Annotated in this window: 9 protein-coding genes and 1 pseudogene; 1 reads left to right on the top strand and 9 read right to left on the bottom strand. The window is 34.5% G+C overall.

Translation table 11 applies throughout. The features are described from left to right. Nucleotides 1-21 precede the first annotated feature (21 nt). The 9 genes and pseudogenes from Q4Q47_RS15295 to Q4Q47_RS15255 all read right to left on the bottom strand — a co-directional run bounded on the left by Q4Q47_RS15295 (nucleotide 22) and on the right by Q4Q47_RS15255 (nucleotide 14569). A pseudogene (locus Q4Q47_RS15295) lies at nucleotides 22-1325 on the bottom strand (MFS transporter). 158 nt (nucleotides 1326-1483) lie between these two features. Next, on the bottom strand, nucleotides 1484-3316 hold the full coding sequence (locus Q4Q47_RS15290; RefSeq protein ID WP_303307506.1) for a glycoside hydrolase 5 family protein: 1833 nt from the start codon (nucleotides 3314-3316) through the stop codon (nucleotides 1484-1486). A gap of 37 nt (nucleotides 3317-3353) precedes the next feature. Further along, complete coding sequence (locus tag Q4Q47_RS15285; RefSeq protein WP_303307505.1) at nucleotides 3354-4568, bottom strand: AGE family epimerase/isomerase; 1215 nt, start codon at nucleotides 4566-4568, stop codon at nucleotides 3354-3356. Beyond that, nucleotides 4558-5745: a glycoside hydrolase family 130 protein gene (locus Q4Q47_RS15280; RefSeq protein WP_303307504.1), complete on the bottom strand. Its 1188-nt coding sequence runs from the start codon at nucleotides 5743-5745 to the stop codon at nucleotides 4558-4560. Before Q4Q47_RS15280 ends, Q4Q47_RS15285 begins: the two co-directional genes overlap by 11 nt. A 48-nt stretch (nucleotides 5746-5793) precedes the next feature. Beyond that, complete coding sequence (locus tag Q4Q47_RS15275) at nucleotides 5794-7344, bottom strand: sulfatase (RefSeq protein WP_303307503.1); 1551 nt, start codon at nucleotides 7342-7344, stop codon at nucleotides 5794-5796. Nucleotides 7345-7357: 13 nt separating this feature from the next. Continuing rightward, on the bottom strand, nucleotides 7358-8218 hold the full coding sequence (locus tag Q4Q47_RS15270; protein ID WP_303307502.1) for a LamG-like jellyroll fold domain-containing protein: 861 nt from the start codon (nucleotides 8216-8218) through the stop codon (nucleotides 7358-7360). A gap of 140 nt (nucleotides 8219-8358) precedes the next feature. Further along, nucleotides 8359-9927 (bottom strand): sulfatase family protein, encoded by a 1569-nt coding sequence (locus tag Q4Q47_RS15265; protein ID WP_303307501.1) that lies wholly within the window; start codon nucleotides 9925-9927, stop codon nucleotides 8359-8361. A 175-nt stretch (nucleotides 9928-10102) separates the two neighbouring features. Next, a complete protein-coding gene (locus tag Q4Q47_RS15260; protein ID WP_303307500.1) occupies nucleotides 10103-11566 on the bottom strand; it encodes a RagB/SusD family nutrient uptake outer membrane protein in 1464 nt (487 codons plus the stop codon). Nucleotides 11567-11584: 18 nt separating this feature from the next. After that, nucleotides 11585-14569: a SusC/RagA family TonB-linked outer membrane protein gene (locus tag Q4Q47_RS15255; RefSeq protein ID WP_303307499.1), complete on the bottom strand. Its 2985-nt coding sequence runs from the start codon at nucleotides 14567-14569 to the stop codon at nucleotides 11585-11587. 381 nt (nucleotides 14570-14950) lie between these two features. Between Q4Q47_RS15255 and Q4Q47_RS15250 the strand changes: the two genes are divergently transcribed. After that, complete coding sequence (locus tag Q4Q47_RS15250) at nucleotides 14951-15823, top strand: AraC family transcriptional regulator (protein WP_303307498.1); 873 nt, start codon at nucleotides 14951-14953, stop codon at nucleotides 15821-15823. The last annotated feature ends 112 nt before the right edge of the window (nucleotides 15824-15935 follow it).

Genomic DNA, 15935 nt, shown 5'->3' with positions numbered 1-15935 from the left:
AAAGCACATAGATATTAGTTCTCATTTGTCTTGGGCATCTTCTCTTTTTATAGCCAATTCTGCATTCACTTTTTTCATGAATTTATCATCCAACTTATAGAAATACATAAAAAGGGCTGATAATAATGCGCCTATCGCAGGAAATACGCTAAGCATTAAACGAATACCTGAAATTGATTCAGTAGATTGATCTACATTTGCCTCGAACCCATAGGCTGAAAGTATCCATCCTGCAATAGCGCCACCAACAGTCCATCCCATTTTTTGAGACATTGATGATGACGAAAAGATAAGTCCCGTCGCTCTTCTTCCATTTTTCCATTCTGAGTAATCAGAAATATCTGCATACATAGACCAAATTAGTGGCAATACAATACCAGCAGAAATTCCAATAAAAATGTTTAATCCGTAAAGTAACAATACTTGATCTGGAGTTACCCAAAACAAATGCTCATGGCTGCTGCTAAAAACATAGCCCCCATAAATGTTTGCTTTTTACCAATTTTATTAGCCACAGGTGTTGCCAACAAAACGCCTATAATATTAGATACCAACCACATAGTCATATAGGTGGCTGCTAATTTTTCCCAACCTACTTCACCAAAACCAGATACCTCTTGGCTCTTCACATAATACTTAAAATAATACATCATAGAGCCATCTCTTAGCGAGTTGAATATTAGCGTTGCGACACCAGCACCGATCATAATAAACCAAGAGGCGTTTTTAGAAAGGTCTTTTAAATCATCTCTAAGCGATGATGGTTCTTTTTGAGTTGGTTTTACACGCTCTTTTGTCCATTTGTAGGTCAGTATAAATAAAATAGAGGCTAGAGCGGCATATATAGATATGGTATACTGATATCCCTGCGCTTCATTAGCGCCAGCCTCTTTGAATAATCCGATAAAATAAGCGGCTGTGGATGTCACAAAAATACCTCCTGCGAATGCACCAATAAAGCGGAATGTCGCTAGTGAGTTTCGTTCTTTTGGTTCTGATGACATCACTCCCAACAAAGAAGAATATGGTACATTTACAGCTGTATACACCATCATCATCAAGGTATAGGTAATATAGGCATATATCAGTTTTCCTGTCATACCAAAATCTGGTCCTAAGAATGTTAAAATCCCTATGGCTCCAAATGGAATGGCCATCCAAAGTAAATAGGGTCTGAATTTCCCATGTTTGGTATTTGTACGGTCACATAAAACCCCCATTAAAGGATCGTTAATACTATCCCAAATACGAGTTAGTAAAAACATAACTCCCACAGATGCTGGTGTAAGCCCAAAAACATCGGTATAATAGATCATTAAAAACATGGAAAACAACTTCCAAAACATGGAGGATGCAAAATCTCCAAATCCGTAACCTATTTTTTCTTTTAGTCTAATTTTTTGACTCATCAATTCGATACTTTTAGTAATTACTGCTCCAATAGGAGTTTTAAGATGCAAGCTTTAAAAAAACTTGATCCATTTTATTCATAATACAATTCTATTCTACTCATCTGGGTTTCACTATTAAAATTAATTTTTAAATAGCTTGAGTTTTCTATTTCAGTCACTTCAAAATCGTGTAAAATAGGAATCCAATATCCATAATCGCCTTTTCCTGTATTATAGCTTTCTGGTTTTATGTTTTGTTCTTTATACGTTTCATTATTACCTGAAAGTGACAATTTTAAGTTTTCTATATCTTCTTTACAGAAAGAATAAATCTTGATTCTTTTTAAATTTCCTGGAACATAGTAGACAACTTCTTCTTTTTTATCTCCTTTAAAACGATGCATATCTTCTTTAAAAATGCGATCATTTTTGGTTTCTAAAGTGATGCCTTCAGTTGAATAAAATACTTTTCCAAAATTATTCATGTTATCAATTAAGGCATAAGAATTAACCTCAACTGGTCCAATAATATTTGAAAAATTAGATTCACCGTACTTGTTTAGAGCAGATATCTTGTAATAATATGATTTTCCCAATTCAACATTTACATCTTGAAATAATGGAACATATTGATTTTTAGCGTCAGATACATTATATCCCACTAATTTATACTCCCCTTCTTCCATTTGAGAACGATATATATTATATCCTGATGCTCCAGTAGAACCATTCCATGATATTCTTGAAGTATGCTCAATTGGTAATAGTTCAGGTGCTTTGGGTTGCGATAATTGAGGTGGTGTCGTGTTAGAAATACGTGCTGCTTTTTTACGCATTAAACTAAAAAAGTTTTCTTCGTCGTACTCATATCCACTATTAAACCCAGGCCAATGGTATGATTTATAACGACCATAGCCTAAAGGTTCTGAATGCCAATAAAATCCACCTCCTTCACGATGTCCACGTAAGCCCCAAATTAAAATACCGCACACACTGGAATCGATAACATCATCTATACATTTTCCCATGGCCGTCGTACTTACAAAACCATATTCACCAATGACGTAAGGTTTTTGTTTGTTAACAATTTTAATGTTACTCTGTACGTTTCTATAAAAATCCCTAGCATTTAATTCGTAGTGATGAGAGCTTATAATATCGATATTTGGATCGTCAATAGAAGATTGTCTAACCGGGTCGTCATCAAATGCAAAATAACCATCCATAATCAGGTGATTTTTATCTAGCTTTTTAATGTACTTAGCTATATTGGCAGTCCACTCTGGCGTGCTTGTTAGTTCATTTCCAGTTTCCCAACACAGAATAGACTTATCATCTTTATAAGCAACGCCTGTTAGTGTATTTACACGTGTAACAACATGTTTTAATGTTTTTTTATAATCTTTGATTAGTTGTTTATCAGTATAGAATTCTTCTGGTGTTTTTCCTCTAAAACCAGCATATTGTGGTCTTCCTCCCATCCAGCGAAAGTTATTTAATGTAGAAAATATAATGCGAATATTATACTCGTTTGCTAACTTTAAAACCAAATCCATGGTTTTGAATGACTCTTCTACAAACTCACCCGGGCCTTCAACATAAGTAGGGGCTTCAGGTGATTCATTTTCTAACCGCACTGGTATAGTGTACATTCTAATAACTTGACCACCAACCTGCTTTACTGTTTCAAAAACATCTCTGATTTCATATTCTGTAGGCAACGAATATGGGTACATTCTATTGAAATCGAAAACATCTTCGTTATAATTTAATGTAGGCACATTGAATGAAACAAATCTAAATTCCTGATCCCCATTCATTAATCTGTGGCCATCTACTGTAATAAAATTTTTAATCCCATTTTGTGCATTTACACCATGTAACGAAAAACAGATTATAAGAATTATTTGTACTAATTTTTTCATGTCTAACTCTTTTTTAACTTTTAAGGCTTTTACTTTTTTATGCATTTATATTGCTTATGGAATTTATTCTATTAATCATTTCAAAACAAGCTCTTGAGTTATGGTAAGGGCATTTCCAAAAGCCAATTTTTTCCTGACTTTTATCTGGTACGCCTTCTTTATCTACTTTCCAGAACCATTCTCCGTTTTGATGATCGATTAGATTTTTTTTAATGAATTCCCATATCGTAAATATTGGGGAAATAAATTTCTCGTCGTTTGAAATGGTATAAGCATTCATTAAACCAACAAGTGCCTCTGCATGCTGCCACCAATGCTTTTCATAATCTACGTGTCCATTCTCTGAATTTCGTTCGTTAATAATACCTCCATCGGTATCTAACGCTTCTGAAATAAACTTTTTAGAAATTCGTATAGAAGCCTCCCTCGTTTTTAATATTAACGCCTCGTTATCTATTACCTCAGCTGCTTCAGTTAACAACCACGCGCATTCAATATCATGCCCAAAGGATATGACTCTACTCCTATTTTCCCAAGCGTTGGTGAAGAAAAGATTAAGATGATCATTTGTATCAATGAACTTACTTAAAAACAGTTTTATAAGTGATTCTTGCTGCCTTTTTAATGTTCCATTTGGCCATACTTTATATAGATTTGTATAGGCTTCCAGAATATGAAGATGCGTGTTCATTGTCTTTTCTTGATTCGCATCTTTATCGCTTAATCTCATGTCTTCTAAAACTGACCAATCTTCTGCAAACGCTTCTATATAACCTTGATTTTTTTCATCGTAACTATGTTGTTCTATTATGTCAAAAAGCTCTTTTGCCCAATCTAGCGCTTCACTGTTTTTAGATATTTTATAATATTCCGTTAATGCGTATATGGTAAATGCCTGAGCATAAATTTGTTTCTTTTTTTGAACCGGATGCCCCAAACTATCAAGCTCCCAATAAACACCACCGTATTTTTTATCTAAAAAGAACGTTTTAATATAATTATAGGCCCTATCTGCTAATGATTTAAAAATAGCATCATTTAGTTCTCTATAGGCTATAGAGAATGTCCAAAGAATACGTGAGTTTAATACAATACCTTTGTTAGCGTTTATATCTTTTATATTGTCATGACTAACTTGTCCTATAAAACCGCCGTTGTTAACATCAACTGCATTATTAACCCAATAGTCTAATATATTCTTTTGAACGGTAGCATCTAGCTCCTCCCTTAATGATTTAAAATTATAAGTCACTGGTTACTTTCGAATTTTTTAATATTAACTGATTGATTACTTTGACAGATGCTCCTGATTTAAAATTATCTGCAGGCGTGTTTTTTACATAATCTACCAAACGATCAATACTTGAAGTCGCAACATGCATCCGTGTATCTGAAGATGCATAATAAATATATACTGCACCATCATCATCTTGAATCCAACCGTTAGAGAACAATACATTAGATACATCTCCTACTCTTTCTTCATTTTCCGGTGCCATAAAATATCCTCCCGGTACATGCGTCACTTTAGAAATATCATCTAAGCTGGTCATAAACATGTATAATGTATAGCGTAATCCGGCAGCCGTGTTACGCACACCATGTGCTAAATGCAACCACCCGTCTTTGGTTTTAATGGGAGCCGGCCCTAAACCATTTTTTAGCTCATATACGGTGTGATAATGTTTATTGTTAATGATTCTTTCGTTTTCAATAATTGGGTTTTCCATAGATGTGACATATCCAAGTCCGATACCGCCACCTTGACCAACATTAATGAATCCATCTTGTGGTCTTGTATAAAGCGCATACTTGCCTTTTACAAACTCTGGATGCATGACTACGTTACGTTGCTGACCAGCATTTGAAATTAAATCCGGTAACCGTTCCCAGCTTAAAAGATCTTTTGTTCTTACAATACCTGCTCCTGCAATGGCAGAACTTGTATCTCCTGCAGGGGCTGTTGGGTCTTTTCTTTCAGTACAAAAAATGCCATAAATCCACCCATCTTCATGCAGCGTTAAACGCATATCGTATACATTAATATCTGGGTTTTCAGTTTGAGGTAATGTTATTGGTTGATCCCAAAACTTGAAATGATCTATACCATTATCACTCTCTGCAATGGAAAAATAAGATTTCCTATCATAGCCTTCAACCCTAACAGCCAATATATATTTATGGTTCCATTTTATGGCACCGGAATTAAAAACTGCATTAACGCCTATACGTTCCATCATAAATGGATTTGATTGTGTATCAAAATCATAACGCCATGGCAATGGAATATGGTCTTTAGTTAAAATGGGGTTGTTATAACGCTCAAAAACGCCGTTAGAAAGTTTTTCCTTTTCATTCGCTTTTTCGCTTAAATCCTTAAAGGCTTTCTTTAGTTTGTTGAGTCTATGTTCTGCAAGTTGGTTGTTCATTTTATAATATGTGTATTCTTTATGTTAATCAATATTCACAGTTACATGTTATTTACTGTGAATAATCATTTTTGTCTTTAACTCCTCAATGATCTCTTGGTAATGAGGATGGTTTATTAAATTAAAATTCTCTTGAGGATCTATTTTATGATCGTAAAGTTCGTATTCTGTAAACGCCTTTTCAGGGACATGCCATGTCACCAAACGGTATCTATCTGTTACCATACCTGTACCTAGCGCTCTACCTACACCCTTAATGTTTCTTGGGTAAGTACTGAATGCGACATCTTTCCATGTAGTAGCAGTCTCCTCTATTAATGGACGTAAACTTGTGCCTTCCAATTCATAATTTTCAGGTTCTGATAAGCCACAATAATCTTTAAGTGTTGGATATACATCAGTGAATTCAACTAATTTATTAATAGATTTTCCCGAAGTGGTAGCATTAGGTATTCTAATTATTAATGGTGCATGGGTGGATGACTCATAATTTGAATGCTTCGTTCCCCAACCGTTATGTTCTCCTACCTGATAACCATGATCTCCATAAACCACAATAATGGTGTTATTATAAAGGTTTTGAGTTTTAAGCGCATCGATTAACTTTTTAAATTGTGCATCTACATAACTGATACAAGCCAAATAGCCATGTACAGCGTCCAACGCTTGTTCTCTAGTCGGGTTTTGATTTTTTGCCGGCGCGTCTTCGTATTTATAAATACCTATATTTTGAAGCATGGTATATTCTGGTGCTCCGACTGGGTGAAAGTCATTTGGTGCTAATTCGATTTTGTTGCGATCATATAAATCCCAATATTTTTTAGGAGCAACAAATGGTAAATGAGGTTTTACAAAGCCAACAGCTAAAAAGAAATTTGTATCATCGGCTTTAAACTTTTTAATCATTTCTATGGCTTTATCTGCCATAGCTCCGTCTGGTAATTGGTTGTCCGGTATGTCTGGGTCTTCAGCATAAAATACTTTGGGAATATCTTTTAAACTCCTCATATCTGAGCCAGTACTTGCTAAAGAATCGTATTTCACCTTATACCTTTCCATACCTTTTGGACCGTATGGTCCTACATCATGAGGATTCCAAGCTGGTTTACTCCAGGCATCGGCTACATTGTCTGACCCCACATCTGTCCCTCCCATCTGATGAAATACCTTGCCTATGCTATAACTAAAATAACCGTTGTCTTTAAAATTTTCCGGCAGGGTGTAAACCATTGGAAATTGTTCATCTAAAGGCATTCCTTTTTGATACATTCCTGTTATACCAGTAGTTTCGGGTCTTAAACCTGTAAGCATGGACGCTCGTGACGCCGAGCATAATGCTTGCTGGCAATAAGCTCTTTTGAATAAAGTAGCTTCTTTTGCAAATTGATCAATACTAGGTGTCACTACAGTGGGATCTCCATAGCATCCTAACTGTGGACGAAGGTCATCTATAGATACAAAAAGCACATTATACTTATCGTTTACAGTCGTGTTGCTTTTTTGTTTTTCTCCTTCTTGACAAGAAGAAAAAATTATAAAAATGCATAACACAATGACCGAACAATAACTTTTTGTAACAAAATGTCCTATATTAATCATAAATGAATAAATTTTAGTTAAAAGCTTTTAATTCAGCTTCTGATAATGCTTTATTGAATACCGCTAGATATGAGATCCCTCCAACAAAATAGTTCCCCATTTCGCCCAATCTATCAACGGCTCCAACTGTAAAATCGGAACCTGCTTCTCCTCCATCAAAAAGTGGTCGTTTAAATTCATAAGGGTTTAAACCTTCTCTGGAATCTAGTTTACCATTTAAATAAGACTTTGCATAAGCACCATCAAATGTAAAGGCAATAGTCACCCAATCGCCATATGCTATAGGTGTTTTACCTATGGAAGCGTCTCTAGCCCATCTATGGCCGGGCGTGGGGCCTCCAACATCGGATACATGACCGCAAACCTGATCGCCGCTTTCTTTTTGTAAGAGGTTTAGAAACAAATAATATTGACGTTTCTTTTGAGTTTCATTCCACATACCGGCAATAGCTTCACATTGCTCATAAGATTTTTTTAATCGATTTACTTTAGCTACTATAGTAAATGAAGAATTTTCACTATGAAAATTTAATGCCGGACACGCTTCTCTTGGAATGTATAAATAACCGCCTTCTTCTAAATTGAGGCATTTAATACCACGCATTTCCGTAATACTTACTGAATCATTAGCTTTTTGTAACGTATAGTTTACTGCTCCTTTACTAACAAAAGGGTTTTCTTTACCAAAATCCCAATAGGTAACAATATGATCCATAGCTGCTACATCTATTTTTTCATTTGCACTTTCATTAGTACCAGATATTGAAGCATTACTTTCGGTTTGCTGTTTTGGCTGTTCTGTGCTATTCTTTTTCTTTGATTCTGCGCAACCAATGACAGCTGCTAAAACGAGTACTATGCAGAGTTTTTTCATTTGTTTATTTTTATTGTTTTTCAATAGTCATATGTAACCTTTGATGATTAAAATAATCGTTGCTCTGTATATTTAAAGATTATTTTTATCATGCTGGTTTCATTTGTGAAAATTTTATTTGTAAATACTATATTGGATGACTAATATTCTACCATGCCTTTTTTGGTAGCGGTTCGCATTTCTTCAAGCGAAACATCATCTCCGTATTCTTTTTGAAGCTTATAAAGTTTTCTTTTAAGCTTCTTTATAAGTTCTCTTTTATCTTTATTTCCATATAAATTTGTAAGCTCATTAGGATCTTCTTGCAAATCATATAGTTCCCAAACATCTATGTTATAATAAAAATGAATTAATTTATATCTTTCTGTTCTAATGCCATAATGAGGTTGTACGTTATGCCACTTAGGATATTCATAATAGTGATAGTACATGTCTTTCCTCCCACATTTTGGATTCTTACTTGTTAGGCTTTTAGCAAAACTTTTGCCTTGCATGGCTTTTGGCGTATCTACATTTGCTAAATCCAGAATGGTAGGCCCAAAATCAATATTCAAATTAATTTGGTCATTTTGCTTCCCTGCTTCAATTTCTCCCGGATATCTAATTATAAAAGGCATTCTTAAAGATTCCTCATACATAAATCGTTTATCATACCAACCATGATCTCCTAAATAGAACCCTTGGTCTGCTGTGTAGATAACGATGGTATTCTTTGTTAAATCGTTTTTATCTAAATACTCTAAAAGTTTACCGATATTATCGTCAACCGATCTTATGCATGCCAGATAATCTTTTATGTACGTTTGGTATTTCCATTTTTTTAATGCTGCTCCGGTTAATGTATCTGAAGGTGACACATATTCTCCTTTATCACCTAATCTCAACCATTTGGCATATGCTTCAGATGAAAGTCCTTCTGGTGGTGTTATTTTTAAATCTTTATTAGTTAAATGATTTTCAATAGACATCATAGATTTGCCCGCTGTAAGCTCTCTAGTTTTATAATCATCATCAAAAGTTTCCGGATAGGGCATGTCTACACCATCAAATAAGTTTTTGTATTTTTCATCAGGGTACCAAGGCCTGTGTGGTGCTTTAAATTGAAACATAAGCATAAAGGGTTTTGAGGTATCTCTCTTCTTTTCTAACCACTCTATGGCATATTTTCCTGTCAGGTTTGTAGCATAGCCCTTTTCTTGAATTTCTTTACCATTTTCGTTGTAAACAGGATCCCAATAACTACCTTGCTCTTCATTAAGGACATGGTACTTATAATAATCGAACCCTGTAGGCTCGCTCCATAAATGCCATTTCCCAACGACGGCTGTTGTATACCCATTCTTTTGAAGTTCTTTAGGAAATGTTTGCTGGCTTCCATCAAATGGATCGCCTCCAACATTTTTATAGAACCCATTTTGGTGACTATATTTTCCCGTTAATATGGAGGCTCTACTTGGGCCACAGATACTATTGGTGCAAAAGGTATTAGACATGAGCATGCCTTCTTTTGCTAATCTATCTATATTTGGTGTTGGTGCGACATCTTTATAAATGCCATTATACGCACTTATAGCATGTGACGCATGATCATCAGACATAATAAAAATAATATTAGGCTTTTCGGTATGCTGGCTCTGGCTATACAGAAAATTAAATATGCCAACGTATAATACAACTATTAACAGAATATCTTTTTTCATTTTTCCCATACCTAAACTTTCTAATATTTTTGAAATAACAAGTTACTATTTTTTGATTTTAGAGTAACAAAATTTAGAACTCATAACTGCGATTAGAAGAAAAACAACCCAGTTTTTATACTGGGTTATTTTTTCTGACTAATCTCAAAACTAACTCAAATAAAGAATTCTACTTTTATAAATTTTAATATCCAGGATTTTGGTCTGCATTAGTTAACTCATCATTGTTATCAATTTCTTGTCTTGGTATAGGATATAACCAATCTGTATCATTGAAAAACTCATCTTCTCCGGCAGCAGTAATTATTCCTACTGCTTTTTCTTTTGGCATTAATTTTAAATCATACCAACGCTTGCCTTCCATAACAAACTCCCAGGCTCTTTCATTCCAAACAGCATCTACAAACTCTTCTTCATTTAATCCTGCATAATCAACGCCTGCGTCTGGTGTTGTAATAGCTACGCCATAGCCTCTACGGCGTACTTGGTTTAATGCTTCGTAAGCATCAGCCGTTGGTCCTCCATTAGCCATAGCATCAGCCCAGGCAAACATGGTTAACACATCTGCATAACGATAAATTGGCTGGTCGTTACCATGTGCATTCTGTCCTGCTCCATTTCTATCAATATACTTTTTAAACAATCCAGGTACCGCAGCTGATAATACAGCCACTTCTTCTGGTGTGTTATATAAATTAAAGTTCTTTCTGGTATCTGCAACATCCCAATCTTCATTAATAATTGGAGCATCTAAATTTCTTAAACAGACTCTCCAACCGGCAGATGAATAGCCTAATGCAATGTTATGCATAAAGCTCAATAGCCTCATACCTTCAGCTCCATTTCTAATCCAGGTAATGGATAATATTTCGCCTGAATGTGTAGCGCCAGGTTCTGGAGAAAACACAGTCTCTAAATTTGGCTCTAGTTGAAAGTTACCAGAATCGATAATTCCTTTTGTAAGTGCTGCACTTTCAGCATATTTACCTTGTGTTAAATATACATGCGCCAAAATAGTTCTTGTTGCATAAATACTTATTCTACCTCTGTCTGAACTTGAATAGCTATCTGGTAGTGCATTAGAGTTTATAGCATCGTTTAGATCCTGCTCTATTTGTGTGTAAATTTCGCTAACGCTAGATTTTGCTTTTCCAATACCATCTAAACCAGATATCGGTTCTAAGCGCATAGGTACACCTCCCCAGGACCGGACAATATTAAAATAATGTAAACCTCTTAGTGCTTTTGCTTCAGCTAAAAACTGTGCTTTAATCGATTCGTTAATATCTAAATTTGGTACTGATGCAATGACCGTATTGGCTCTATTAACCGCATTGAACATCGCATCCCAGGCATCGTTAATTCTTCCAATATTCCTTGAATCAAGATCATAACGCCCCACTGGTAAATAACTTCCTCTACCATTCATATATTCGCTTCGCATCTCTGCTTGCATAACGAAATCTTGTTGGTAGTAGCTACGTAATTGTAACCCTGCGTAAGCGCCTTTTAGTAAAGCTAAAGCGCCCTCCTCTGAATTTAAATCATCAGGAGATAAAAATGTGTTTGGTTCTTCGGTATATACATCTTCACAAGACGACAACACTAAGGAGAAACCAAGTAGTATTAATATATATTTTGTTTTCATTTCTCTTTTTTTTTAAAATTATATGCCCAATCTTAACCCCATTGAAATAACTTTGGTACTTGGGTACACGTTATTATCTACACCCAAACGCAAATCACCATCTGCATAGCCACTAACCTCAGGATCATATCCTGAATATTTTGTAAACGTGAACATATTTTGTGCATTAACGTAAACTTGTGCATTATTTAACCAAGACACTTTATCTGTTGGAATATTATATGCCAGATTAATCGTTCTTATTTTAATATAAGAGCCATCTTCAATAAATTCAGTAGATCCTCTAAATAAATTATTAGATGATATCACTGGACTTGATGGGTTTGTGTTTGTTGGTGTCCAATGGTTTAAAACGTCTGTCAACTGATTTCCTCCTCTGAAAAATGAATTTCTCAATTGAAATTTAGTACCCCAAACAAGATCAAAACCTTGCGCACCTTCTAAAAATACGTTTAAAGTAAAGTTCTTGTATTTAAAAGTATTACCAAATCCAAACGTATAATCTGGATGCGGGTTACCAATAACGCGTTGATCAGCATCAGTAATTTGACCGTCTGGCTCCATAACGATATCTCCATTACTATCTGTGCTTGCAAAATCTAAATATTGATTTTGACCATTAGCATCATAACCATCATTAACAAAACCGTAAAACATAGAAATCGGCAACCCTTCTCTTAAAATATGAAAAGAAGATATTAAATTGTTTACCCTTGGAGGGAAAACATCTGCACCTCTGGCCAACTTTGTGATTTCATTTCTATTTCTTGAGATCTGAAATGTTGTATCCCAGCTAAAATCTTCATTATTTGCAATATTAGCATCCACATTAAACTCGATACCTTTATTTTCCATTTCTCCAATATTCTGAGTAATAGAATTAAACCCAACCGATGAAGGTAGATCTACGCGTGCTAACAAATCTGTCGTTTTCTTATAGTAATAATCAAACGTAAATCGAACACGGTTTTTTAAGATTCCAAAATCTACTCCAATATCAAACTGGTCTGTCGTTTCCCATTTTAAATTTGGATTTGCTGGTGTTCCCGGTACAAAACCTACACCAAGTTCTCCACCTAATACAGCTAAAGTAGACCCTACTTTGGCCCACGTTTGGAATGGACTTACGGCTTGGTTACCTGTTTTACCCCAACTTGCTCTAAACTTTAAATTAGAGACCCAGTCTGCATTATCCATAAAGTCTTCTTTAGAAACTTTCCAGGCAAAAGCCGCAGAAGGAAAGGTTGCTCTCTGATTACCTTTAGCAAAACGAGACGACCAATCTGAACGTGCTGTAACGGTGAATAAATACTTGTCTTTATAGGAATAATTAATTCGCCCTAATACGGATGCAATACCCCATTCACTACCGCCAGAACTTGATGGTTGCGGACTAGAACCGTCTTGTAAAACCTCTGAGCCTAATAAGTCTGTAACAAAATCATATGAAGCAGCAGATATAAATGTACTTTTAAAAGTTTGCCAGTTATAACCAAGAATCGCATCCACTTTATGGTCTCCAAATTCTTTATTATAATTTAATATATTTTCATTCAAAAGAGAATAGCTCTCTGAAGCCCCTCTAAACGCTTTACCTCCGGGCGCACCATCTAAAAGAAGTCTCGATAAATACCTGCTAGTATGTCTAGTCGTATAATCAACACCTATGGAAGATTTAAACGTTAAATGTGGTGTTATAGTAAATAAACCATAAAAGTTATCGAAAATTCTTGTACTAAGAATTTCATCATCATATTCGTTAATCCATTTCATTGGGTTATCTAAAGCTCCAGGTGAAAACGGATACGCGTTAACCACACTATAATCACCATTTTCATCATAAACAGGTACTGTTGGAGGCGCTAAATGCGCTTCAATAACTGCACGATTTCCACCGTCACCACTAAACTGTCTATCTGAACGTGATAAAATCAAACTATTTGAGATTGTCAACCAATCATTCATTTTAGCTTCTGTATTATTTCGTAATGTCGCTCTTTCAAAACCACTATTCTTAAGAATACCATCCTGGTTAAAATAATTAAACGATTGTGATGTTTTAACACGATCATTTCCCGCTGTAAATGTTACAGTATGACTTTGAACTGGTGATGCATCAAATAATTCACCTATCCAATCCGTATCTGCTGTAATAGCTGAAGGGTCTGGAAAAAACAATGTAGCCTCACCATCATTTACTGCTCTTTTATTTGCTATTTCTATAAACTGTTGTGCATTTAACAGGTCTATTTTTTCTGACTGTTCCTGAATACCATAATAAGAATCGAAATCAACACTAAATTTTCCTTCTTTTCCTTTCTTAGTCGTTACTATAATAACACCATTAGTACCTCTGGCACCATATATGGCCGTTGAAGATGCATCTTTTAAGATTTCAATATTTTCAACATCGGCTGGGTTTATACCATCTAAACCGCCAACAACAGGGAATCCATCTACAATAACTAAAGGCTTATTACCACCTTGTATAGAGTTTGTTCCTCTAATACGAATCGTAGTAGGTGCTCCTGGAATACCACTGTTTTGCACCACACTAACACCACTTGCTCTCCCTTGAAGTGCCTGATCTAGTGAACTTACTGGTACAGCATTGATATCTTCTGCCTTTACTGAGGACACAGACCCCGTTAGATCACTTTTCTTTACAGCCCCGTAACCTACAACGACCACTTGATCTAAATTAGAAATATCTTCTTCTAATTTAATAGTAATTTGAGTTTGTCTGTCAACACTAACCTCTTTAGTTACAAATCCAAGGTAAGAAACAATCAAGATTGTATTGCCGTTAGTTGTTAATGTAAATTTGCCATCAAAATCAGTCTGCGCTCCATTTGTGGTCCCTTTCACAAGAACACTCGCTCCTGGTAAAGGTTGATCATACTTGTCGGTAACTATACCGTTAATTGTCTTGTCCTGTCCATAAGTTGTCCAACAGGAGACAAGAAATAAAATCATTAAAATTGATCGGAGATTTTTTTTCATAATTAGTTCTTAGTTTAGTTTTTCAGATTTACTTTAAATAAATAAAATGAACCCTCATTTTAATAAAAATTAGTTAATAATTTGTTTATAATCGTTTAGTGAAAAAACATTATCCAAAACTATAACAAGACTCGACCTATAACAAATGCTTTTTTATCAATAAATGATACTTTTTAATCATTCATGTAGTAATTTATAAACATTATTTATTATATTTGAACATCAAAAACATTCAACAAACATTATAAGTAACTGATTTAAAAACTATTATATGCAAAAGTAAGCATATTAATAATTAAATAAAAAAACATCATTTAATAATTAAAACATAATACTATTACAACATTTAATCTTATGTTTTAGAGCATTTATAACTTATTCATGGACATCCATAGAGAAATTACCCCACTTAAAGAAACTGATTGCTTTTTAATATTTGATAGAAAGCGACATGATTTTGACTTCCCGATTCATTTCCATCCTGAATTTGAAATTAACTTTATTCGCAATGCTAAAGGCGGAAAAAGAGTTGTTGGTGATCATATAGGTGAAATAGAAGATTATGAGCTCGTTATGATTGGTCCTAATATATACCATGGTTGGGAAAATTATAAAAATGACACGACTAAAGAATTGCACGAAATCACGATTCAGTTCCCCAGGTATTTATTTGATGACGACATGCTCATGAAAAATGTTTTCAAACCTATTAGAGAATTATTCAAATCTGCTAATCATGGGATTTTATTTTCTGATGAAACTGCCAGAAATATTGAAAAGAAGCTGACTCTAATTAGCAAGAAAAATGGTTTTGATAATTTTTTAGATTTTCAGTCATTACTTTATGATCTGGCTATTTCCCGAAACAAGAAAATGTTGACCAATATCTCCTTTGAAGATCAGAATGACTTTCATAATAGTAAACGTATAGAAAAGGTTTACAACTACGTTAAAGAAAATTATCATACAAAAATTAAAGTACAAGACGCTGCTTCTATCATAAATATGACCACCATATCTTTTAGCAGGCTTATTAAACAACGCACTGGGAAAACATTTATAGATTTTGTAAACGATTTACGTTTAGGCTTTGCTACCAGAAAACTAATCGAAACAAACGATAGTATTTCTGAAATTTGCTATAAATGTGGGTTTAATAACATTTCTAATTTCAATAGGATGTTTAAAAAAAGACAAAATTGTACGCCTTCTGAGTTTAGACAGAATTTTACAGGGACTCGGAATATCTTTTAGACTTATAATCTGTATTCGATTAATAACAACTTGAAATTAAATCACTTATACTCCTAAGTCAATTGGGTATCACCTTGAGCATTATCAAAAAACAGAATATATTATGTATTGT

This window comes from Flavivirga spongiicola (assembly GCF_030540825.1).
Taxonomy (GTDB): Bacteria; Bacteroidota; Bacteroidia; order Flavobacteriales; family Flavobacteriaceae; genus Flavivirga; species Flavivirga spongiicola.
Note: the sequence above shows the minus strand (reverse complement) of the source record. Positions and strands in the feature narration are given on the sequence as shown.

Bases quoted from the DNA above. Each gene is read 5' to 3' on its own strand.
- Q4Q47_RS15290 (WP_303307506.1), bottom strand. From the start codon at position 3,316: ATGAAAAAATTAGTACAAATAATTCTTATAATCTGTTTTTCGTTACAT.
- Q4Q47_RS15280 (WP_303307504.1), bottom strand. From the start codon at position 5,745: ATGAACAACCAACTTGCAGAACATAGACTCAACAAACTAAAGAAAGCC.
- Q4Q47_RS15275 (WP_303307503.1), bottom strand. From the start codon at position 7,344: ATGATTAATATAGGACATTTTGTTACAAAAAGTTATTGTTCGGTCATT.
- Q4Q47_RS15270 (WP_303307502.1), bottom strand. From the start codon at position 8,218: ATGAAAAAACTCTGCATAGTACTCGTTTTAGCAGCTGTCATTGGTTGC.
- Q4Q47_RS15265 (WP_303307501.1), bottom strand. From the start codon at position 9,927: ATGGGAAAAATGAAAAAAGATATTCTGTTAATAGTTGTATTATACGTT.
- Q4Q47_RS15260 (WP_303307500.1), bottom strand. From the start codon at position 11,566: ATGAAAACAAAATATATATTAATACTACTTGGTTTCTCCTTAGTGTTG.
- Q4Q47_RS15255 (WP_303307499.1), bottom strand. From the start codon at position 14,569: ATGAAAAAAAATCTCCGATCAATTTTAATGATTTTATTTCTTGTCTCC.
- Q4Q47_RS15250 (WP_303307498.1), top strand. From the start codon at position 14,951: ATGGACATCCATAGAGAAATTACCCCACTTAAAGAAACTGATTGCTTT.